Raw genomic sequence first — 21,823 nt, 5'->3', positions numbered from 1 at the left:
CTCCTCTTCCTCATCACGATGATCGTGTGTGTCCCACAACCCTACCGAGCGGATCCGACAAGGTGGTCGATAGCGATCGGATTGTCGCGCAGTCGACCCCTCGATCGCGTCAGTGGGTGAGCTGCTCGACCAGTTCCGCGGCCGTGCGCGAGGCATCGAGCAGCCTGCCGACGTGCGCTTTCGTGCCCCGGCGCGGTTCCAGCGTCGGAATCCGGACCAGCGAATCGCCACCGAGATCGAAGATCACCGAATCCCAACTGGCGGCGGCGATATCGGCGCCGAAGCGTCGCAGGCACTCACCGCGGAAGTAGGCGCGGGTGTCGGTGGGCGGGTTGGTCATCGCGTCGAGCACCTGCTGTTCGGTGACGAGCCGCTCCATCGACCCGCGGGCAACCAGGCGGTTGTAGAGCCCCTTGTCCAGGCGAACGTCGGAGTACTGCAGGTCCATCAGGTGCAGTTTGGGCGCGGCCCAGCCCAGGCCTTCCCTGGTGCGCATGCCCTCGAGCAGTCGCAGTTTGGCCGGCCAGTCGAGCAGGTGCGCGGCGTCCATCGGATCGCGCTCGAGCAGGTCGAGGACCATCGCCCACTTGTCGATGATGTCGAGCACGCGCGGGTCTTCGTTGGCTTCGCGCTGGACGAACTTGGCGACGCGCTCGTGGTAGAGCCGTTGCAGCGCAAGGCCGGTCAGCTCGCGTCCGTCGGCCAGCGCGACGGTGGCGCGCAGCGTCGGGTCGTGGCTGATCTGGTGCACGGCGGTGACCGGGCGGGCCAGCTGGAACTCCGAGAGGTCCTCGCCCGCCTCGATCATGTCGAGCACCAGCGCGGTGGTGCCGACCTTGAGGTAGGTCGACATCTCGGCGAGGTTGGCGTCACCGATGATCACGTGCAGCCGCCGGTACTTGTCGGCGTCGGCGTGCGGTTCGTCGCGGGTGTTGATGATGCCGCGCTTGAGCGTGGTCTCGAGGCCGACCTCGACCTCGATGTAGTCGGCACGCTGGGACAGCTGGAAACCGGCGTGGTCACCCGATTGACCGATGCCGACCCGGCCCGCGCCACAGATCACCTGGCGGGAGACGAAGAACGGGGTCAGTCCGGCGATGATGTGGCTGAAGGGGGTGTCGCGGCTCATCAGGTAGTTCTCGTGGGTGCCGTAGGACGCGCCCTTGCCGTCGACGTTGTTCTTGTACAGCTGCAGCCGGGGCGCCCCCGGCACGCTCGACGCGTGCCGGGCGGCCGCCTCCATCACCCGCTCGCCCGCTTTGTCCCAGATCACCGCGTCGAGCGGGTCGACGACCTCGGGGGCGGAGTACTCCGGGTGGGCGTGGTCGACGTAGAGCCGGGCGCCGTTGGTGAGGATCATGTTGGCCGCGCCGACCTCGTCGGCGTCGATGACCGGGGCGGGCCCGCTCATCCGGCTGAGGTCGAAACCACGCGCGTCACGCAGCGGGGATTCCACCTCGTAGTCCCAGCGGGTGCGCTTGGCTCGCGGCACTCCCGCGGCGGCGGCATAGGCGAGAACGGCCTGCGTGGAGGTGAGGATCGGGTTGGCCGTCGGCTCCGTAGGGGTCGAGATGCCGTATTCGACCTCGATTCCGATGATGCGCTGCATACCGTCGAGCCTAGGCGACGCGCTGTACCCGCACCCGCATCTCGGCCCAGCGGGGCTGCTGGAGGCCGGCAACCTCCCCCAAGAGGGGGACCCCGGAATCGTTCTCGTGAGCGATCCGCCGGGCCGCTCACGCGCTGATACTCGGTGCATGACCGATGTCGTCGCACCCACCACCGAAGCGCCCGTCGCGCCCCGGCCCGCTCGCCTGATCGCGCTGGATGTGCTGCGCGGCATCGCGATCCTGGGCACCCTCGGCACCAATATCTGGATCTTCACCAACCCGGCGGGCATGGTCGGCTACCTCGACGAGCTCGCCACGGCCCCCGAGAACGCCTGGATGTGGTCCGAGCGGGTACTCCAGCAGCTCGCGCAGGGCAAGTTCCTCGGCCTGCTGACGGTGATGTTCGGGGTCGGCCTGGCCATCCAGCAGGGTTCGGCACAGCGGGCAGGCCGGCCGTGGCCCGGCAGATATCCGTGCCGCGCGGGGCTGCTGTTCCTCGACGGCCTGCTGAACTTTCTGTTCGTCGCCGAGTTCGATGTCCTGATGGGTTACGCGATGACCGGCCTCGTCGTCGCCTACATACTCGCGACAACCGGACGAGCGCAACGCCGTTGGCTGATCATCGCCGCCTCGGTCCACGTGACGATGCTGACGTCGATAGCCGCCGCGTTGGCCTTCGCGCCACAGCAGGACAGCGCCGAATCGGCGCCGCTGGATCCCAATCCCTACGCGGACGGCTCCTTCTGGGATCTGGTGCTGTTCCGCCTCGACCACGCGCTGATCTTCCGGCTCGAGGCGATCTTCGTGTTCCCGATGTCGATCGCCCTGTTCCTGCTCGGCGCGCGACTGTTCCGGGCGGGCGTCTTCCGACCCGAGGGCGCGCGCATTCGACGGCGGCTCATGGTGCTCGGGTTCGCGGTCGCCGCGCCGCTGGATCTGACGCTCGGCATCGCGGGCGGCGGCGACTTCGTCTTCGTCGCCCGGTACGCGACGGCACCGTTCGTCGCCCTCGGAATCTTGGCCGCGGTCGCGGAGTTCTATCTGCGCAGGCCGCGCCTCGGGTTCGCGGGCACACGACTGAGCGAAGTCGGCCGCACCGCGCTCAGCTGCTACATCCTGCAGAATCTGATCGCCGGAATCCTCTGCTACGGCTGGGGTTTCGGCCTGGCGGCGCGGGTATCGGATTCGGCCAGGGTGCCGTTCACGGTGGCGATCTACCTGGCCGTGGCCGTCGCGATCATCATCTTCGCGCACCTGTGGTTGCGGCGTTTCGAGCGCGGTCCCGTGGAGTGGCTGTGGAATCGGACCTATCGCGCGCTGGCCGGGTGAGTCAGCGCAGCCGCTCGTCGGGCGGCGGGGCCGCGTCCGGCGCGATGAGCAGGTCGGCGATGAGCGAATCCCGTTGCAGCGGAACGCCGAGACTACGCGCATTGCCCTCGAACAGCGACAGCACCGACTCGGTCAGAATGCCCTGCACCTGCTCGCTGGTCAGCACCGGCTCCGATTCCGCACGCCAACTCGCCACCACACCGTCGACGAGGCCGACCATGCCGAACGCCATCGGCCGGCCACGCGCCGGATCGATGCCGAAGCGGGCCAGGGTGGCCGCGAAGATGTCGGCGAGCTGTCCACCCACCGCGCGGCCGGCGCCGCTCAGGCTCGGCGCACCCTGCGGTGCGGCGTCGCCGAGGAAGCGGTGCAGGTTCGGGTGGCGCTCGATCCAGCCGAGGTAGGTGCCGATGGCGCCGCGCACGGCTTCTTTGAGGGTGCCTTCGGACTGCAGGGCGGGCAGCAACTCCGCGAGCAGCAGTTCCAGGATCCGCTGCCGTGAGAGCGCGTCGAGTTCGGCCCGGCCACCGACATGGCGGTAGACCACCGGCCGTGGCAGTGCCAGATGCTCGGCGATCAGCTGTACCGAGATCTCGAGACCGTGTTCCTCGATCACCTCGATGGCGGCGTCGATCATCTCCGCACGACGGCGCTCTTTGTGCCCGTGCCAGCGGGTGGCGCGACCGTCGGCGGCGGTCTGATCGGCGTGCGCGGATGGTGCAGTCACAGTGCTAACGATACCCGGACCAGCATTGACCGTGACACCACGTTCCACTAACCTTGGTGATACACGCTGTAACACCTAGCGTGGCACGTTCCGCCGAGAGTGAGCCCGCGATGCGCAACGCTACCGCCTCCCCGCGCGATTCCTTCGCCCAGCGCCTGCTGATCGGCTCGCTGCGAAGAACCTACGACCCGGTGGTCGACATCGCCTGGGCCGAACCCCTCGACCCGGCGAAGCTGTTCCTGCCACCGCGCGTCATCTCGCTCTACGGGACCGACCTGTGGGCGGCGATGACGCCCGACCAGCAGCGGGAACTCTCGCGCCAGGAACTGGCCAATGTGCTCTCGGTCGGCATCTGGTTCGAGAACCTGCTCAACCGGCTGCTGCTGCGCGAGCTGCTGCGCGGCGATCCCACGTCCGCGACCTCGCACTACACGCTCACCGAGATGGCCGACGAGTGCAGGCACATGATGATGTTCGGCAAACTCATCGAGCGCGTCGAGGCCCGCCCGTACTGGCCGCGTCCGGCGGCGCGGCTCGCGATCACCGCGCTACCCGCCGTGCTGCACGGCCCGATGGTGTGGGTGGCGGCCCTGGTCGGCGAGGAGATCTTCGACGCCCTGCAGCGACGGATGCTCGACGATCCGCAGTTGCAGCCGATCGTCGCGCGCGCCATGCGCATCCACGTCACCGAGGAGGCACGCCACATCGGCTTCGCCAGGGACGCGCTGGCGCGGCGCGTGCCCGCGATGTCGGCCGGTGAGCGGGCCTATATCCGCCTGTGTGTGGCGGTGGCCGGACCGCTGTTCGTGTCGCTGATCACCAACCGGCACATGTACATTCGCGCCGGCCTCGACGGTCGACAGGCACGTCGTGCGGCACTTCGTAATCCGGTCGCGCGGGAATCCAGGGCGACCGGGGCGGCGGAGCTGGTGACGTTCCTGGGTCAGCACGGACTGATCGGATCGGCCGGGCGCAGGCGGTGGCGGGCGGTGGGTCTGCTGTGAGCGTCGCGGTCATCGGGACCGAATCCCGGGCGATCGTGCGGCGGCTGCGAGCGGCCGGAATCGCCGGAATATGTGTCTACGAACCGGTTTCAGCGGGCAATGCGTCCCGATCTCCGGTCGGCGGACAGCGCCGGACACCGTGGACGGCACCGCGCAGATGGCTGTCTCGCGAGGATCGGCCGGTCCCCCGGCGGCTGGCCGATATCAGCGAACTCGTTTTCGACGAGGCCGGGGACCACTGGCTGATCCACTCGGCCGGGAACGCGCCCGCCCAGGCGAGGGTGGTGATTCTGGCCGCCGACACCACCTGGCGCCTGCGGGCCGGCGCCGCATCGGAATCCGCACACCGTCACCGCGGCGCCCTGCCCGCGACAGCGTCCGGCGTCCGACTACCGGTGACGGGACGTGAGGCTCGCACGCTCGACGCGGCGTGGTCGCACGCTCCGGTCACCTTTCGCGGGATCGCGACCCATGGCTTCCCGAACCTGTTCTTCGTCGGCAATACCGAGCTCGCCGTCGAGGAACCGCCGGTCGCCCAGTCGGTCCGCATCGATCTCATCGCCACCTGGGTCCGCGCTCTGCAGCGGCAATCAGGCACCCGGATCGAAGTGCGAGCCAGCACCCAGCACGAATACCACCGCCTGCTCGATCCGACCCTGAGCACACGTCGCCCGGGCCGCCCGAAACCCCACCACTTCGACATCACCGTCGCCGCCGACCGGCACTCGGATCACGACTACGCCGGGCCTGCCGTCCTGGATCTACCCGGCGCCGAGTATCCCGTCATCGCCACCCTCACCGGCCATACCGACCCGATCGACGGCCGCTACCACTGGTACGGCCGCCTCGACCCCGCCGGGTCCACTTCGCTCCCCGACCCGACGCGAGCCTGCGCCCTACTCGTCCTGCCGGGCCGCGAACCCGCGGCAGCGAACCTCGCCGAACGCGACCCGTGGGGCAATCTCCGTGTCACCGGTGTCGGCACCCCGCCCTTCGCGCTCGAGACGTAGAGCCACGCCCACGCACGGCGAGTGGGCTGTCGGACTCCGCGGGCAACCACCGGCACCTTCCAGCGTCGGTATGATCGGTGACATGCAGGCACGGGCAATGGTGGTGGCGTACGCGGTTCTCGCGTGCGTGCTGCCCGCCTTCGTGCTCATCTCCACACCGGGCGGCGAGGCCACCCGCATGCTCGCGTTCGGTGCGGTCGCCGCCGCGATGGTGTGTGCGCTGGTCGCGATCACCGGCCGCAGTCACCTGCCTGTCCGGGTCGCGAGTGTGGGTCCACCGCGGTCGGCACAGCGCCGCCTGCGCGGTTCCTTTCTGCGACAGAGCAATCCGGATGCCGCCGGGCGGCCACGTCCACGAGCTCCGGGGATCGATCACCTCTGACAGGTGCCGCGCCGTCGGCGCCGCCTGTCGGATCCCGTGATCCCATTCCCCTTTCGTGCGTTCGCGCACGCTGCACGGACAGGTCGTCCCGTCATGCTCGATTTCGTCTATTTTCCCGTGTCCGCGGTCCTGTGGTGCTGGCACCAGCTCTTCGCGATCCCGCTCGGCGCGGCCAGTGGTCTGGCCTGGCTTCTCGCGGTCGTCGCGCTGGTCGTCACCGTCCGCGCGTTGCTCGTGCGCACCGCGCTGCGGCAAGCCCGCTCCCAGCAAGTCCTGCGTTCGCTGCAACCGCAGATGGACGCCATTCGCCGCACCCACCGCGACGACCCGCGCGCCCAGGCCGAGCAGATCCGGCTGCTCCAGCGCGAGCACAACGTCAGCATGTTCGCCGGGTTCGGACCGCTGATCGCGCAGGGGCTGGTCTTCCTCGGCCTGTTCCACGTATTGCGCTCGTTCGACCGGACCGGCGCCTACGCGGTCGGCCCGTTCACCTCGACGGACAGCCCGCTGTCGGTCGAGGTGAACAACGCGACCGCCAACTACCTGTTCGGCGCACCCGAGGTCCGCGCGTTCCTCGATGCCAGATTGTTCGGCGCACCGCTGTCGGCGACCCTGTCCGGCGCGGGTGAAGTTGTCGTCGCGGTCGCCGCGCTCGCCATCCCGCTGGTGCTGATCGCCGCCCTCGCCACGCACTTCACGGCCCGGCTCACCCCGGCGGTCGCGGACAACAGCACGGCCGCGATCATGCGCACCTTGTCGCTGTGGGTGTTCCCGGTGGGTGCGCTCGTCAGCGGCGCCGTCCTGCCTGTCGTCGTGCTCACCTATTTCGCCACCAACGCGCTGTGGACCTGCGGCCAGCAGTACCTGATCCGGCGCACTCTGGCCGCCGAGGAATCCGCGAAGAAGGCGCTGGTCACCACGGCGGCCCGAGCCGCCGCTCCGCGGCCGGGGGTGAAGCCACAGCGCCGGAAACGGTGAATCACAGGCCGAGATGCGGGGACCGTGATGCCCCGCACTCGCGGCCGATGACCGCGCGCCGGTCAGCGCTTTCGGCAGTTACCCTCGGGCAGTGTCAGCGAATCCGGAAGACGAACTGCTCGCCGTCTACGACGCCGAGGGGCTGGTGATCGGCGAGGCCGATCGGGGCACCGTGTACCGCGAGGGCCTGTGGCACGCGAGCGCGGGCGTTCTCGTGCGATCGTCCGACGGAACCCGCGTGTACGTCCACAGGCGCACCGACACCAAACTCGTCTTCGCGGGGATGCACGACTGCCTCGCTGGCGGGGTGGTCGACGCGGGTGAGACACCGTCCGACACCGCGATCCGCGAACTCCGCGAGGAGCTCGGCATCGTCGTCCCCGTCGGCACGGTGCTCCCGTTGCGCGCCACCGCGTCCTGGGACGGCGACTGGGCGGGCCGCGCCTTACGCTGCCACCTGTTCGGTTACGAGTACCGCTCCGACGGTCCGTTCGTCCACCAGCCGTCCGAGATCGCGGACGGCTGGTGGTGGACCGATGCCGAACTGCGTGCGCACCTGCGTGATCCGGCATGGCCGTTCGTTCCCGACACGCGGGCAGTCCTGGACGGCCTGCTCATCGGCGACGACGGCTCGCGACCCTGACTCAGTCGAGCGCGCGCAGCGATTGCTCGTCGCGGGCCACCACCGCACCGCCGTCGGCGGTGAGCACGATGGGCCGCTGGATCAGCGTCGGATGCTGCGCCAGAGCATTCAGCCACCGGTCCCGATCGGCCTCGGTGCGCCCCCATTCCGCCATTCCGAGATCCTTGGCGATCTGCTCCCCGGTGCGGGTGATATCCCACGGCTGCGCACCCAGCCGCGTGAGCACCGCCCGCAGTTCCTCGACAGTCGGGGGATCATCGAGGTAGCGGCGCACGGTGTATTCCACGCCGGCCGCGTCGAGGTGCGCGGTGGCGTTGCGGCTCTTCGTGCAGCGCGGGTTGTGCCAGATCTCGGTCTGCCCAGATGTCATCTTCGCAGCGTAGGTCACCTGCACTGCGGGCACGCTCGCACGTGGCGATACTGGGATCATGAGCGATTCCGCGTCTCCCGAAAACCCTTACGGCACACCGACGACCACCGGCCCCGAGCCGATCCGCTCCTTCCAATCCCAGCTCAATACCCTCATCCGCGGCCTGCTGAAGGTGCCGGTGCTGTCCGGCATCGTCGGCAAACGGCTGGCCACCCTGCATGTTGTCGGACGCAGATCCGGCGTCGTCTACGACGTCCCGGTGGCCTACACCGTGCACGGCGGCGACTTGCTGATCGGCACCGCGCTGCGACCGTGGGTGAAGAATCTCCAGGGCGGCGCGCAGGTGCGCCTGTCGCGGGGCGGCGCACCCGAAACCTTCACCGCCACCGTGTACACCGACGAACAGCACGTCCTGGAGCTGTTCGCGGTGATCGCGCGCGACAACAAGCAGAACGCGAAGTTCAACGGCATCGGCTACCTCCCCGACGGCCAACCGTCCGAGGCCGACATCTACCAGACCTGGCAGCAGGGCGGTGTGGTCATCGGCCTGACTCCACTCTGAACACACGGCGACGATCCATCGGCCGTGCGATGGACCGTCGCGTGGGGGTGACTACTTACCGCCCTCGGTGGGGGTGACCTGCGCGGGCTGGTAGCTCGCACCCGTCACGTCCACGCCCGCGGCCTTCAATCGGTCGAGCGCCTTGGTGACATACTCGGTGGTGTAGGCGTCGGCATCGGGGTCTTTGGTGAGAACCGTTGCGCCCTCGGCGTTCTTGGTGTTCTTGGCGATCGAGACCGTGCGATCCCATGCGGTCTCGTCGATGGTGCCGATGCCCGCGGGTGAGGGCCAGATCAGCTTGTTCACCTCGTTGATCTGCCACTGCTGGTGCCCGGCGCCGAGCGTGGCGCCCGCGGCGACGGTGATGTCGCGGCACTTGTCGAGGTTGTCGCGGCAGAACGCCCAGCCCTGGAGCGAGGCGGTCAGGAACTTCACCGTCTGATCCTGGTACTTGCTGTCCTTCAGCTTCTCGGTGTTGGCCCACAGCGCGTCCTGCAGCATGGCCACACCTTCGTCGTTCCAGTCGATGGTGTTGAAATCGTCTGCGGTGTAGAGCTTTCCGGTGGCCGGATTCTTGGTTTCGAGCAGCTGGGCGTACTCGTTGTAGGACATGGCCTGGGCGGCGGCGATGTCCTTGGCGAGGAAGGCGTTCATGTCGAACTGCTGCTGGACCAGTTTCACGTCCTTGGCCGGATCGATGCCCGCCTTGGTCATCCCGGCGAAGAGCTCGAATTCGTTGCCGTAGCCCCAGTTTCCGACGGTCTTGCCCCGCAGCGCGGCGGGCCCGGCGATGTTCTCGGACTTGAACGAAACCTGCTTGGTGCCCGATTTCTGGAAGATCTGAGCGATCTCGGTGATCCCGGCGCCCGCCTCCCGCGACGCCAGTGCCTTGGGCACCCAGGCCACCGCGTAGTCGGCCTGGCCCTGGGCGAGCACCGTCTGCGGGACGATGTCGGTGCCGCCGTCGAGGATCTCCACCGACAGGCCCTGCTCCTTGTAGAACCCCTGGTCCACCGCGGCCAGGTAGCCCGCGAACTGCCCCTGTTTGAACCATTGCAGCTGCAGGGTCACCTTGGTGAGGCCGTCGGCGGTGGTCTCGGAGCCACTGTCGGTGGTACTACAGCCGGTCAGCGCGGCGGCGGCCATGGCGGCCACCGCCAGCGCGGTGCGCAACCGGAGTGCGGTCTCGGTCATGGATTGATCTCCCTCATCGGATCGTGGACAGCAGTGGGGTTCGGGGTCGACGGGTGAGTTGTTCGAGCACCAGCACGGCGGCCAAGAACACCAGGCCCACGCACATCGCGCCGACGACATAGGCCCAGGCCCGCGGATAGGCGGTGTTGGCCGCGGCGGAGGTGATCCGGCTGCCGAGTCCGTTCTGCAGGCCGCCGAAGTACTCGGCGATGATGGCCGCGATGACCGCGCCGGGTGCCGCGATCCGCAGTCCGGTGAACAGGTGCGGCAGCGCGGCGGGCAGGCGCACGGTGCGGGTGATCTGCCATCCCGACGCGGCGTAGGAGGTCATCAGGTCGGCCTGCACCTTCGGCACCTGCCGCAGTCCGCGAGCGGTGCTGACGAAGACCGGGAAGAACACGACGATGGTGACCACGAGCCGTCGCGGCGTCTCGGTGGTGGTGGAGTACATCGAGTTCAGCAGTGGTGCCAGCGCCACGATCGGTACCGCGGCAGCGGCGGCGGCCAGCGGCGTGAGCAGCCCGTCGATCACGCCGAATCGCACCGCGAGAACGGCGGCGGCCAGGCCGAGTACCGTCCCGGCGACGAACCCGATCAGCGCGTTCGTGCCGGTGGCGAGCGAGGCCTCCAGGATCCGGCCCGCGTTCTCGCCGAACTGGGTGGCGATCGCGCTGGGCGCGGGAAGCAGGAACGAGGGCACGCCCGCCACCACGGTGAGCACCTGCCACAGCGCGAGGACGACGATGCCGACCAGTACCGGCGGCAACCAGGTCTTCATCGCAGGTCCCGTCCCGCCACGGCGGTGTCGTCGTGCTCGCCGCGCAGGGCCGCGCGCACCGCGGCGACGGCGGCGAAGAACTGCGCGGACGCCCGCACATCGGTGCCCGCCTCGCGATCCCAGCCGCCGGTCGCCACGATGTCGCTGATCCGGCCCGGTCGTGCGGACAGCACCACCACCCGGTCCGACAGGTACACCGCCTCGGGAATCGAGTGGGTGACGAACACGACGGCGGCGCCGGTCTCCCCCGCGATGCGCAGCAACTCGCCCTGCATGCGTTCCCTGGTCATCTCGTCGAGCGCACCGAACGGTTCGTCCATCAGCAGCAGCGACGGTTTGCGAGCCAGCGCGCGGGCGATCGCGACGCGCTGTTGCATGCCGCCGGACAGTTCGGCCGGATACCGGTCGGCGAATTCGCTGAGCCCGGCCATGGCGAGCAGTTCGGCACTGCGCGCCCTGCGCTGCGCCTTCGGCACCTTGTGCAATTCCAGGGGCAGTTCGACATTGGCCGCCACCGTGCGCCAGTCGAGCAGACCGGCCTGCTGGAACGCGATGCCGTAGTCCTGATCGATCCGTGCCTGCCGCGCCGGCTTGCCGTGCACGGTGACGCTGCCGCTGCTGGGCGTCTCGAGATCGGCGACGATCCGCAGCAGGGTGGACTTGCCGCAGCCGGAAGGTCCGATGAGCGAGACGAATTCGCCCGCCGCGACGGTGAGCGAGACATCCGACAGTGCCGTCACCGCACCGGCGGCGAAGGTCTTGCCGAGATGGCTCAGCTCGACCGCCGCCGACACCGGCGACCCCGGGCTGCCGGATTCGGCGACTGAGGTGGTCATGGGTACTTCTTCCTGAAACGTTGTCGTGGAGAGTGTTTCGGCGGCGCTCATCGGCCCTCGCTCGACGCGTCGGTGCCCGGCGGGTGGCTGTAGCGGCGTAGCGCCAGCTCCACCAGACCCACCAGCGCGGTGAGGACGACGCCGAGCAGCGCGGCGGCGAGCACGGCGGCGTACAGCCGGGCCGAATCGCCGGTGGCCTGCTGGGAGAACACGATGATCTGCCGCCCGATGCCGCCCGCGGTGCCGGTGGAGATCTCGGCGACGACCGCGCCGATCACCGCGGCCGCGGCGGCCAGGCGTAGTGCCGGAATCAACGAGGGAACAGCGGCGGGAAACCGCAGGCGCGTCAACGTCGCCCACCACCCGGCCGAACAGCTACGCATCAATTCGACCGAGGCCGCCGACGGCGCCTGTAGCCCGCGCAGCATCCCGATGGCGATCGGGAAGAAGGCGAGATAGGCCGCGATCACCACGATGCTCATCCACGGCCGCCACGGCTCACCACCGATGGACAGTTTGCCGCCCCATGCCGCCACCAGCGGCGCGAGCGCGATCAGCGGAACCGTCTGCGACAGCACCACATACGGCAGCAGGCCGCGTTCGAGCCAGCCGAAGCGCTGCATCGCGACCGCCAGCGCCACGCCGACCACCGCGCCCAGCAACAACGCGAGCACCGACAGACCCAGCGTGAACATCGCCGTGCGCAGCAGTGTCTCGCCGACGGTGCCCTTGCCGTCCGGGTCGCCGAGCACGGTGAACACAGCCCAGACGTGCGGGAGCGCGCCGTCGCTGGTGCGGGGAAGTACTCGGGTGCCCGCGATGCTCACACCGTCGGCGGGCACCAGCACCTTCACCAGCTCCCAGATCACCGCCACGAGCACGAACGCGCTCGCCGCGTAGACCGCGCGCAGCAACCGGGTCCGACCGGGCGTGGAGGCTCGGATCTTCTGCGGGACAACAGCTGTCGCCGGATCGATGGTCACCGTGGTCATCGGCGCACTCCCACCCGCGGTTGACCGGCGATCATGACAGACCGGCCGCTCGGATCGCGGTGACCTGCCGATTCAGCCGCGGCAGCACCTGCTCGCCATAGGCCTCGAGCGTGGCCGTTTTGGCATCGTGCTGCAGATACACCGCGAATTGGCCGACGCCGAGCTGCTCGAGCTCCCACAACCGGGTGAGCTGCTCGTCCGGGGTCCCGATCAGGCAGAACCGGTCCACGATCTCGTCGGGGACGAAATCGGCATGCGTGTTGCCCGCCCGCCCGTGCTGGTTGTAGTCGTAGCCCTGCCTGCCGGCGATGTAGTCGGTCAGCGCCGCCGGAACATCGCCGCCCGTACCGTATTTCGCGACGATGTCGGCGACGTGGTTGCCGACCATGCCGCCGAACCAGCGACACTGGTCACGGGCGTGTTCCAGGGCGGCCTGCGATCCGTCGGTGACGTAGGCGGGCGCGGCGACACAGATCTTCACCGACAGTGGATCTCGGCCTGCCGCCGCTGCCGCCGCACGCACCCTGCCGATGGTCCATGCGGTGATGTCGGGGTCGGCGAGTTGCAGGATGAACCCGTCGGCGACCTGCCCGGTGAGCTCGAGTGCCTTGGGCCCGTATCCGGCCACCCACACCTCGAGCCGCGAATCGGCGGCCCACGGGAATCGCACCTCGACGTCACCGACGCGGGCGCTGCGACCGTTGCCCAGTTCCCTGATCACCTCCACCGATTCGCGCAGGGTGGCCAACGTCGTCGGCTTGTTCCCGACGGTGCGGACCGCCGAGTCACCACGCCCGATGCCGCAGATCGTGCGGTTGCCGAACATCTCGTTGAGCGTGGCGAACACGGACGCGGTCACCGTCTGGTCCCGGGTGGCCGGGTTGGTGACCATGGGCCCCACGGTCACCTTCCGGGTGGCGGCCAGGATCTGGCTGTAGATCACATAGGGCTCCTGCCAGAGCAGGTGCGAGTCGAAGGTCCACACGTGCGAGAACCCGTGGGTTTCGGCCACTCTGGCCAGTTCGATCACCCGCGACGAGGGTGGTGTGCACTGCAGGACGACTCCGATGTCCATCGGCACTCTCCGTTTCGGCAGTTGGTTTCTACAGCAGGTTCTGTGACAGGCCGCGCCGGAGGAACCGGCCGTGCCCGGCGCGACCGTGGTAGGCGCCGTCGTCGACGATCACCCGGCCGCGTGACAGGACGGTGTCGACGTGTCCGTCGATCTCGAAGCCCTCCCACGCCGAGTGGTCCATGTTCATGTGGTGGGTCTTGCCGAGGCCGATGCTGGTGTGCCCGTTGGGGTCGTAGATCACGACATCGGCGTCGGCACCCGGGCTGATCACGCCCTTGCGCGGGTACATACCGAACATCCGGGCCGGGGTGGTGCAGCAGACCTCCACCCAGCGTTCGAGCGAGATCCGCCCGTCCTTGACACCCTGGAACAGCAGATCCATCCGGTGCTCGACCCCGCCGATCCCGTTCGGGATCTTGCTGAAATCGCCCACACCGAGCTCTTTCTGGTCCTTCATGCAGAACGGGCAGTGGTCGGTGCTCACCGCGGTGACGTCACCGGTGCGGATGAAGCGCCACAGCTCGTCCTGATGTCCCTCGGCGCGCGAGCGCAGCGGTGTCGAGCAGACCCACTTGGCACCCTCGAAACCCGGTGCGCCCAGCTGTTCTTCGAGTGAGAGGTACAGGTACTGCGGACAGGTCTCGGCGAACACGTTCTGCCCGTTGTCACGCGCGGTGACGATCTGCTGCATCGCCTGTTTCGCCGATACGTGCACCACATACAGCGGGGCACCGGTCAACTGTGCCAACATGATCGCGCGATGGGTGGCCTCCTCTTCCATCTGCCACGGACGGCTGGTGCCGTGGAAGTAGGGCGAGGTGTCACCGCGGGCGAGAGACTGTTCGACGAGGACGTCGATGGCGATGCCGTTCTCCGCGTGCATCATCATCAGCGCGCCGAGGTCGCCCGCGGACTGCATGGCGCGCAGGATCTGGCCGTCGTCGGAGTAGAAGACCCCCGGATAGGCCATGAACAGCTTGAAGCTGGTGACGCCTTCGCTGACGAGTTCGCTCATCCCCTTGAGGGATTCGTCGTTGACATCGCCGATGATCTGATGGAAGCCGTAGTCGATCGCGCACCGCCCGGCGGCCTTGTCGTGCCACTCCGCGAGGGTGTCCTGCACCCGCTGGCCCGGCTTCTGCACCGCGAAGTCGACGATCGTGGTGGTGCCGCCCCAGGCCGCTGCCCTGGTCCCGGTTTCGAAGGTGTCGCTGGCCTCGGTGCCGCCGAACGGCAGCTGCATGTGCGTGTGCCCGTCGACACCGCCGGGGATCACGTACTTGCCGGTCGCGTCGATCACCGTGTCCGCGTCGGCCGCCAGATCAGCGCCGAGCGCGGTCGAACCCGGTTGCAGGACAGCGACAATCGTCTCGTCGTCGATCAGCACGTCGAGCAGCTGGGACCCGGTGGCGCTCACCACGGTCCCGCCGTGGATGAAGGTACGCATCAGGGGGTCACCAACGGTCCGTAGGCCTCCGGGCGACGGTCGCGATAGAACGCCCATCTCTCGCGCACGATCTTGATCAGATCCATATCGAGATCACGGACAACCAATTCCGGCGAAGTGTCGGAGGCGACCTCGCCGACGAACTTCCCCTCGGGGTCGACGAAATAGCTCGTGCCGTAGAAGTCGTCGTCGCCGTATTCGCTCTCGATGCCGACCCGGTTGATCGCACCGACGTAATACTCGTTGGCCACCGCCGAGGCCGGCTGCTCGAGTTTCCACAAATAGCTGGAAAGCCCCCTCGACGTCGCCGAGGGATTGAACACGATTTCGGCGCCCGCGAGGCCGAGCGCTCGCCAGCCCTCCGGGAAATGGCGGTCGTAACAGATATAGACGCCTACTTTGCCGACCGCGGTGTCGAATACCGGCCAGCCGAGATTGCCCGGCCGGAAGTAGAACTTCTCCCAGAATCCGGTCACCTGCGGGATGTGATGCTTACGGTATTTGCCCAGGTAGGAGCCATCGGCGTCGATCACAGCCGCCGTGTTGTAGAGCAACCCGTCCATCTCACGCTCGTACACCGGCAACACCATCACCATGTTCAGCTCGGCGGCCAGAGCGGCGAACCGTTCCGTCGTCGGGCCCGGTACCGATTCGGCGTACTCGTAGAACTTGGTGTCCTGTAGCTGGCAGAAATACGGGCCGTAGAACAGCTCCTGGAAGCAGATCACCTGCGCACCCTGCGCCGCCGCCTCCCGTGCGTAGTCCTCGTGCGCCGTGGTCATTGATTCTTTGTCACCGGTCCAGGTGGTCTGGACGAGCGCCGCTCTGACGATTCCCATGCTTTGTTATACTGCACCTACAACTGATTCTGTTGTGTTACAAGAGCGCGGAAACAGTTTCGGTGCCGTAAACGTTGGCGCGCACCCCGGATCGGCCGCGCACAACCCCGCAGAATGAGTCAATGACCGAAGCCTCGCCGACCGCACTGCCCGCGGACTTCGCCGGGGACCTCGACGAACGAACCGCCGCCGGGATCGCCGCCGCGATCGGTCGCCGCATCCGTTCGGGCGCACTCGCTCCCGGTACCCGACTGCCCACCGTGCGCGAGGTGGCCCGCGAACTCCGGGTGTCCCCCGCCACCGTCAGCCAGGCCTGGCGCGCGCTGGCCGCGACCGGCGCGATCACCGCGCGCGGACGGGCGGGCACCTTCGTCGGGGAGAAACACGAGGCACCGATCGGCCGGTATCAGCGCCTGCACTCGCACTCCGACAACGCCTTTCGCGTCGACCTGTCGCGCGGCACCCCCGATCCGGCGCTGCTGCCCGACCTGGCTGCCGCCCTGCACGCGCTCTCGCGCGACACCGCGCCGGGCGATCTCTCGGCGCACTATCTCGGCGAGGCGGTGCTGCCCGCACTCGCCGAGGCGCTGCGTACCGACTGGCCGTGGCCGTGCGAACGGCTGACCGTCCTCGACGGCGCCCTCGACGCGGTGGACCGACTCCTCGCCGCCCACGTGAGCTTCGGTGATCCGGTGATCGTCGAGGATCCGTGCTTCCCGCCGTTTCTCGACCTGCTCGCCCGCCTCGGCGCACGTCCGATCGCCGTCCGTCTCGACGAATCCGGCTTCCGGCCCGAGGAATTCGCGCGCGCGTTCGACGGACCGGCGCCGCGCGCGGTGATCCTGCAACCGCGTGCCAACAACCCGACCGGCGCCTCCCTCGGCGCGGCCAGAGTCCGCGAACTGGCGGCGATACTGCGCTCGTACCCGGCGCTGATCATCGAGGACGACCACTCCGCGGGCATCGCGACCACCCCGCTGCGCTCCCTGGCCGCGCGATTCCCCGATCGCGGGGTCTACATCCGCTCCTATTCCAAGTCCCACGGCGCCGATCTGCGGCTGGCCGTCGCGGGAGGGCCCGCGGCACTGCTGGATCCGGTGGTCGAACGCCGGATGCTCGGGCCCGGGTGGTCCAGCCGGCTGCTACAGCGCGTGCTGCTGACGATGCTCCACGATGCCGGGGCTCGTGCCACCGTCGCGGGCGCGCGCCTCGAATACCGCAGGCGCGCCACCGTTCTGCGCCGCGCGCTGGCCCGTCACGATGTCGTCGTGGCCGCGGGCGACGGCATCAATATCTGGCTCCCGGTCTCCGACGAGAACGCCGCGATGATCAGCCTCGCCGCCGCGGGCATCAAGGCCGCGCCGGGCGGCCCGTTCGAAGCGGGCGAGCGGCCCGTCGGCGACCATCTGCGCCTGACGCTGGGCGCACTCGGCGACACCGACATCGCTTGGCTCGCCGCCGAACTCGCCGCCGCGGCCACCGCCACCCCGACCTACCGGCGCATCCGCAGATCCTGAACGCTGATCACGCCTGGCGCGGCGACGGCCTGGTGGGCTGGGCCCACCGGCCGCCCCGGCCGGCGGCCCACTCCGTCCGCCGATTCCGACGGGAGGCCGTACGCGGTCGCGTTGTGGTGCTACATCTCACGCAGGTCGGTCCACAGCTGCGACCACGGTCGGACCGGCAGTTCGCAGCGCCAGATCGTCACATCACGGGTGGCGCCCGCGTAGCCGAGCCGGGCGTCGGCCCGGCCGATCGGCGTCACCGATCCGAAGTGCGCGCGCAACTCCTCGTGCTGCGCGCCGACATAGACCACCGTGGACGCCGTGTCCGGCGGAGTGCCGAGATAGCCGTACCCACGACTCGGGCTGTACACCGCGGGCCAGCCGTACTGCTGCCGATAGGTCTCGAGAGCCCCCGCCTGCCAATAGGATTCGGCGACGATCACCGCGTGCGTGCGCTCGGCCGGTGACAATGTCCGGTACGCGAGGTCGGTCGACGCGGCCAGGTCGGACCAGCCGAACTTGCCGTGCAGCAGCAGGTCCGCGCCACCGGTGCTCGGCGGGATCGAGGACTCCGGCTGCCAGGGCAGCGACCACGCGGCGAGCGCGACCGAGAGTCCGATCACCGGAACCGCAGCAATCCGCTGCCACGTGGCCCTCGCCTCGACCAGCCCGACCGCCCCGGCCGCCATCGCGATCGGATAGATGCCGACGGCGTAGTAGGGCCGCCCGCCGGTCGCCACGAACGCGACCACGAGCAGGACGACCACCAGCCCGAAGAACCGGTAGGGGCGAAGGGATTCCGCGCGGAACAACCGGATCGTGCCGTAAACCAGCAGGATCGCGCCGAGCAGCCCCGCCGCGAGCAGCGCGACCGGAACGAAGATCAACCGCCCGCCGATCATCTCCTGCTCGGCACTGACCACACCGCCCATCGCGAGCTGCGGCCATCCGTTCGCCGCCTGCCACAGCAGGCTGGGCACCATCGCGACCGCGGTGATCGCGGCGCCGATCCACAGCGCGGGCCTGCGCAACAGATCGCGTGGGCCGTAGACGAGCACGCTGATTCCGACGCAGATCCAGAAGAACGGGATGAGCCATTTGACCTGCATGTCGATCGCGGTGACGACCCCGGCCATGATCAGCAGCACATCGGCGCGAGTCCGGACCCAGCGCACGAGCAGCCAGGTGATGAGCACCCACAGCGGTCCGTCGATCGCATTGGTGGAGAGCTGGCTGCCCTGCACGAACAGGAACGGTGACGTCGCGTAGGCGACCGCGCTGATCAGCTGCGCGCCGCGTCCGCCGCCGATTTCCCGCGCGATCGCCGCGGCGAGCACGATGCCGGCCACCGTGATCAGCAGGGCCGGAAGTCGCAGCGCCACCAGCGAACCGGGTGCGATCGAATCCATCAGCCGAGCGATCAGCGGCAGTAGCGGGCCCTGGTCGGCGTAGCTGACCGCCAGGTGGCGCCCGCCCGCCGCGAGGAAGTACAACTCGTCGCCGAAGAAGCCGTACTGCCCGAGCACGGCGAACAGTCCGACCGCGGCCACCAGCGCGATCGCGCCGACGCCGAGCACCGCGAACGGCGGAACCTCCCGTACCGCATCGGGTTGGGTTGATTCCGTCGTCGTTGTCATCGGTCGTCGTCCTTCCTCGTCACCGCGTCGTACATCTCGATGAGATGCGTGCGGTAGTGGCGCACATCGAAATCGGTTTCCCGCACCGCCCGGTTCGCGATTCCGTCGATCGAGTCCCGGATCAGACGCGCCAGCACGGTCGGGTCGAAATCGCCGAACTCGCCGGCGCGCTGCCCCTCGGCCAGCGCCGAGATCAGCGGCGCGATGATCTCCCGGTCACCGTCGGGGGTGTCGAATCGCAGCGAACCGTCCGGGCCGCGCAGATTGAGCACGATGTCGCCGACAGCGGCGACGTAGCTCTTGTTGTCGTCGATGAATTGCAGATTCGACGACAGGTAGGCGTGCAGGACGGCGCGGTAGCCGTCGGCGATCGCGGCGGTGAGGATCGGCGACATGAACTCGGCACCGGAGACGAACAGTTGCGTCACGACCTGTGACATCAGCTCGTCTTTGCCGTCGAAATGGTAGGAGATCACGCCCTTGGAGATGCCGGCGTGCTCGGCGATCCGGGCCAGCGACGCGTTGCCGTACCCGACCTCGGAGATCACTTCGACGGTGGCCGCGATGATCTGGCGCCGTCGCGCTTCCTCGATGAACGAGCGCTGTTGTCCATCCGGCTTGTTTTCTGGCCGCATGGTCAGAATTTAGCACGATCGGCCTGTAACCGCGCCCTAGATGACGTCAGCCTGGGCCGATACGGCAGAATGAGGGACCCCTCCCCCGGAAAGGCAGCAGTGGTGACGCTCGACATGACACTCGGCGACGCGGTCGCGCGCGTTCCCACGCCGTAGCGACCGACCGAGAATCGGCCGTCGCGTCCGGCGTCGGCGTATTCGAGTCACCAGTACCGTCGATCACCGGGAGCAGCCCGTGTCCACCATCGCCTGGACCGAAGACCACAGTCAGCACTCCGCCGTCTGGCATTCGGAGAACGGCGCGCCCGTACCGCGCGCCGTCTCCACCGCCGACGACCGGCTCTCGGCCGATCACGCGTATCGCCGCATCAGGGCCGGTGAGGCGCTGCTGTGGCAGGGCGATTACAACAATGGTCGCCAACTGTTACAGGCGCTGGGCCGGCGCGCCGATCGCAAGCCGGCGAAGAAGCCCGCCGGCGGCGATCTCGGCGCGCTCTACGAACACGAGCGAATCCGAAGGCGCGCACGGGCGGGCATTCTCGGCAGTCTCCTGATCCGGCTGGGCAAGGGCTACGAGCTCGAGCTGCGCCGGGCTCCCGATGTGGCAGCGGCGTGCGAGGCGGCGTACGGTCCGGCGGACGCCGAACGCGTGGTCACCTTCACCGAACTACTCGGTGTGGTGAGCGCCTATCGCTGGCAGCAGCAGGGTGTCGAAGTCCCCGCGCTCGGAGCGCGGGTGTATCCCGGATACGGCGTGTTCTCGCCCACCCGAAGCGAATACGTCGATCTCGTCGCCGACGCGCCACTGGATCCCGAGATCCGCACCGCGTTCGATCTCGGCACCGGCACCGGCGTGCTGGCCGCGCTGCTCGCCACCCGCGGCGTTCCCGAGATCGTCGCCACCGACATCAACCCGCGGGCGTTGCGGTGCGCGAAGGACAACGCCGAACGGCTCGGTTTCGGCCGGATGATCGCCGTGACCGGACCCGCCCTGTACCCGCCCGGCCGCGCCGATCTCGTGGTGTGCAATCCGCCCTGGTTACCCGGCGTACCGACTTCGGATCTGGAACGTGGTGTCTACGACCAGGATCAGTCGATGCTCACCGAATTCGCCCGCGACCTGCGCGCGCACCTCACCCCCCACGGCGAGGGCTGGCTGGTGCTGTCCGACCTCGCCGAACTGCTCGGCCTGCGCCCGGCCGACCACATCCCGCGCCTGCTCGACGACGCGGGCCTGTACGTGCTCGGCAAGCTCACCACGCGGCCGCGCCATCCCCGCGCGACCGATCGCGACGACCCCCTCGCCGCGGCCCGCACCGCCGAGACGACCACGCTGTGGCGGTTGCGGGCCCGCTAGTCCCGAAAGCACCGGATTCTGTGTCGATCACACGACGAGCGGTCCGGATCCGGTGGTCTGTCCCCACGCGAGCCGGTGCGGCTGGCAGGATGCGCGGTACATCGTCCGGTAGCACCCGCTCTCGAGGAGATCCCGCCAAGGTGACCAGCATTTCGCAGGACCGACCCTTCATTCGCGCGCTCGTCGGCGTCGGCATCGCCGCGGCCGCCCTGGTGGCACTCGCCCCCGCCGCGCAGACCGCACCGATGCGTCAGGCAGTGATCCCCGGCTGCACACCCGCCGCGGCGGGTCAGCCCAACGGCAAGCAGTGGCCGACCGAACCGGCGCTCACCATCGACACCGCGGCGAGCCACACCGCGACCCTCGAAACCACCTGCGGCACAGTCACGATCGCGCTCGATGCCGCCGCCGCCCCGCGCACGGTGAACTCCTTCGCCTTCCTCGCGGGCGAGGGCTACTTCGACCACACCCGCTGCCACCGGCTCACCACCCAGGGCATCTTCGTGCTCCAGTGCGGCGACCCCACCGCCACCGGCATGGGCGGCCCCGGCTACAAGTTCACCGACGAGAACCTCGCGGGCGCGGTCTACCCGGCGGGCACCGTCGCGATGGCCAACGCGGGCCCCGGCACCAACGGCAGCCAGTTCTTCCTGGTCTACCGCGACACCCAGCTGCCCCCGAACTACACCCCCTTCGGCACCATCACCGAGGGCCTGGACGCCCTGACCAACGTCGCCAACGCCGGCGTCGCGGGTGGCGGCGCCGACGGCACCCCGGTGGCGGATGTGGTCTTCAACGCCGTGACCACCACACAGGGCTGATCCACGACGAGGGCCGCGCCTCCCGTTTCGGGAGACGCGGCCCTCGTCGCAGCAGGCTGGTTCGATCAGCCGGCGCTGATCGAACTGAACAG

General features: G+C 68.8%; 22 protein-coding genes. 10 read left to right on the top strand and 12 right to left on the bottom strand.

Going from position 1 to position 21,823, the window contains the following annotated elements; translation table 11 throughout:
- Positions 1-109 precede the first annotated feature (109 nt).
- Positions 110-1,609, bottom strand: a complete 1,500-nt coding sequence (gene dop / locus ACWF99_RS10140) for a depupylase/deamidase Dop (protein ID WP_452535648.1) — start codon at positions 1,607-1,609, stop codon at positions 110-112.
- A 148-nt stretch (positions 1,610-1,757) separates the two neighbouring features.
- Here dop and ACWF99_RS10135 point away from each other — a divergent pair, with 148 nt between their 5' ends.
- Complete coding sequence (locus tag ACWF99_RS10135) at positions 1,758-2,939, top strand: DUF418 domain-containing protein (protein ID WP_452535647.1); 1,182 nt, start codon at positions 1,758-1,760, stop codon at positions 2,937-2,939.
- 1 nt (position 2,940) lies between these two features.
- Here the strand turns inward: ACWF99_RS10135 and ACWF99_RS10130 are convergent, their stop codons facing one another.
- A complete protein-coding gene (locus ACWF99_RS10130) occupies positions 2,941-3,666 on the bottom strand; it encodes a TetR/AcrR family transcriptional regulator (protein ID WP_378627451.1) in 726 nt (241 codons plus the stop codon).
- A gap of 110 nt (positions 3,667-3,776) precedes the next feature.
- Between ACWF99_RS10130 and ACWF99_RS10125 the strand changes: the two genes are divergently transcribed.
- The 5 genes from ACWF99_RS10125 to ACWF99_RS10105 all read left to right on the top strand — a co-directional run bounded on the left by ACWF99_RS10125 (position 3,777) and on the right by ACWF99_RS10105 (position 7,683).
- Positions 3,777-4,670 carry an AurF N-oxygenase family protein gene (locus ACWF99_RS10125; RefSeq protein ID WP_378627450.1) on the top strand — a complete coding sequence of 298 codons (894 nt, stop codon included), beginning with the start codon at positions 3,777-3,779 and terminating at the stop codon, positions 4,668-4,670.
- Positions 4,667-5,680 carry a DUF4873 domain-containing protein gene (locus ACWF99_RS10120; protein WP_452535646.1) on the top strand — a complete coding sequence of 338 codons (1,014 nt, stop codon included), beginning with the start codon at positions 4,667-4,669 and terminating at the stop codon, positions 5,678-5,680. Before ACWF99_RS10125 ends, ACWF99_RS10120 begins: the two co-directional genes overlap by 4 nt.
- 82 nt (positions 5,681-5,762) lie before the next feature.
- Complete coding sequence (locus ACWF99_RS10115) at positions 5,763-6,062, top strand: DUF6412 domain-containing protein (RefSeq protein ID WP_378627447.1); 300 nt, start codon at positions 5,763-5,765, stop codon at positions 6,060-6,062.
- A gap of 93 nt (positions 6,063-6,155) precedes the next feature.
- Positions 6,156-7,040 carry a membrane protein insertase YidC gene (gene yidC / locus ACWF99_RS10110; protein WP_452535645.1) on the top strand — a complete coding sequence of 295 codons (885 nt, stop codon included), beginning with the start codon at positions 6,156-6,158 and terminating at the stop codon, positions 7,038-7,040.
- Positions 7,041-7,131: 91 nt separating this feature from the next.
- Complete coding sequence (locus tag ACWF99_RS10105) at positions 7,132-7,683, top strand: NUDIX hydrolase (protein WP_452535644.1); 552 nt, start codon at positions 7,132-7,134, stop codon at positions 7,681-7,683.
- Position 7,684: 1 nt separating this feature from the next.
- Here the strand turns inward: ACWF99_RS10105 and ACWF99_RS10100 are convergent, their stop codons facing one another.
- On the bottom strand, positions 7,685-8,053 hold the full coding sequence (locus tag ACWF99_RS10100) for an arsenate reductase family protein (RefSeq protein ID WP_378627441.1): 369 nt from the start codon (positions 8,051-8,053) through the stop codon (positions 7,685-7,687).
- Between the two features lie 58 nt (positions 8,054-8,111).
- Between ACWF99_RS10100 and ACWF99_RS10095 the strand changes: the two genes are divergently transcribed.
- Complete coding sequence (locus tag ACWF99_RS10095; protein ID WP_378627439.1) at positions 8,112-8,615, top strand: nitroreductase/quinone reductase family protein; 504 nt, start codon at positions 8,112-8,114, stop codon at positions 8,613-8,615.
- 51 nt (positions 8,616-8,666) lie between these two features.
- On the opposite strand, the gene ACWF99_RS10090 is transcribed toward ACWF99_RS10095, so the two are convergent.
- The 7 genes from ACWF99_RS10090 to ACWF99_RS10060 are packed head-to-tail and all read right to left on the bottom strand — an operon-like array spanning position 8,667 to position 15,776.
- Entirely contained in the window at positions 8,667-9,809 is a 1,143-nt protein-coding gene (locus ACWF99_RS10090) for an ABC transporter substrate-binding protein (protein WP_452535643.1), read from the bottom strand.
- Between the two features lie 13 nt (positions 9,810-9,822).
- Positions 9,823-10,587, bottom strand: a complete 765-nt coding sequence (locus tag ACWF99_RS10085; protein ID WP_452535642.1) for an ABC transporter permease — start codon at positions 10,585-10,587, stop codon at positions 9,823-9,825.
- Positions 10,584-11,423, bottom strand: a complete 840-nt coding sequence (locus ACWF99_RS10080) for an ABC transporter ATP-binding protein (RefSeq protein ID WP_378627434.1) — start codon at positions 11,421-11,423, stop codon at positions 10,584-10,586. The genes ACWF99_RS10085 and ACWF99_RS10080 overlap by 4 nt, the downstream gene beginning before the upstream one ends.
- Positions 11,424-11,470: 47 nt before the next feature.
- Positions 11,471-12,415, bottom strand: a complete 945-nt coding sequence (locus tag ACWF99_RS10075) for an ABC transporter permease (RefSeq protein ID WP_378627432.1) — start codon at positions 12,413-12,415, stop codon at positions 11,471-11,473.
- 31 nt (positions 12,416-12,446) lie between these two features.
- Positions 12,447-13,490: a TIGR03842 family LLM class F420-dependent oxidoreductase gene (locus ACWF99_RS10070; RefSeq protein ID WP_378627430.1), complete on the bottom strand. Its 1,044-nt coding sequence runs from the start codon at positions 13,488-13,490 to the stop codon at positions 12,447-12,449.
- Between the two features lie 28 nt (positions 13,491-13,518).
- Positions 13,519-14,937, bottom strand: a complete 1,419-nt coding sequence (gene hydA, locus ACWF99_RS10065; RefSeq protein WP_452535641.1) for a dihydropyrimidinase — start codon at positions 14,935-14,937, stop codon at positions 13,519-13,521.
- Positions 14,937-15,776 (bottom strand): nitrilase-related carbon-nitrogen hydrolase, encoded by an 840-nt coding sequence (locus tag ACWF99_RS10060; protein WP_378654872.1) that lies wholly within the window; start codon positions 15,774-15,776, stop codon positions 14,937-14,939. Before ACWF99_RS10060 ends, hydA begins: the two co-directional genes overlap by 1 nt.
- 122 nt (positions 15,777-15,898) lie before the next feature.
- On the opposite strand from ACWF99_RS10060, the gene ACWF99_RS10055 reads away from it, so the two are divergent.
- Positions 15,899-17,293: an aminotransferase-like domain-containing protein gene (locus ACWF99_RS10055; protein WP_452535640.1), complete on the top strand. Its 1,395-nt coding sequence runs from the start codon at positions 15,899-15,901 to the stop codon at positions 17,291-17,293.
- 119 nt (positions 17,294-17,412) lie between these two features.
- On the opposite strand, the gene ACWF99_RS10050 is transcribed toward ACWF99_RS10055, so the two are convergent.
- Together ACWF99_RS10050 and ACWF99_RS10045 are read right to left on the bottom strand one after the other, a co-directional pair.
- Positions 17,413-18,918 carry a glycosyltransferase family 39 protein gene (locus ACWF99_RS10050; RefSeq protein WP_452535639.1) on the bottom strand — a complete coding sequence of 502 codons (1,506 nt, stop codon included), beginning with the start codon at positions 18,916-18,918 and terminating at the stop codon, positions 17,413-17,415.
- A complete protein-coding gene (locus ACWF99_RS10045; RefSeq protein WP_452535638.1) occupies positions 18,915-19,553 on the bottom strand; it encodes a TetR/AcrR family transcriptional regulator in 639 nt (212 codons plus the stop codon). The genes ACWF99_RS10050 and ACWF99_RS10045 overlap by 4 nt, the downstream gene beginning before the upstream one ends.
- 235 nt (positions 19,554-19,788) lie before the next feature.
- Here ACWF99_RS10045 and ACWF99_RS10040 point away from each other — a divergent pair, with 235 nt between their 5' ends.
- Positions 19,789-20,910: a methyltransferase gene (locus ACWF99_RS10040; RefSeq protein ID WP_452535637.1), complete on the top strand. Its 1,122-nt coding sequence runs from the start codon at positions 19,789-19,791 to the stop codon at positions 20,908-20,910.
- A gap of 140 nt (positions 20,911-21,050) precedes the next feature.
- Complete coding sequence (locus ACWF99_RS10035; RefSeq protein WP_378627416.1) at positions 21,051-21,731, top strand: peptidylprolyl isomerase; 681 nt, start codon at positions 21,051-21,053, stop codon at positions 21,729-21,731.
- The last annotated feature ends 92 nt before the right edge of the window (positions 21,732-21,823 follow it).

This window comes from Nocardia sp. NPDC055002 (assembly GCF_053608825.1).
This window is presented reverse-complemented; position numbering and strand designations above follow the sequence as displayed.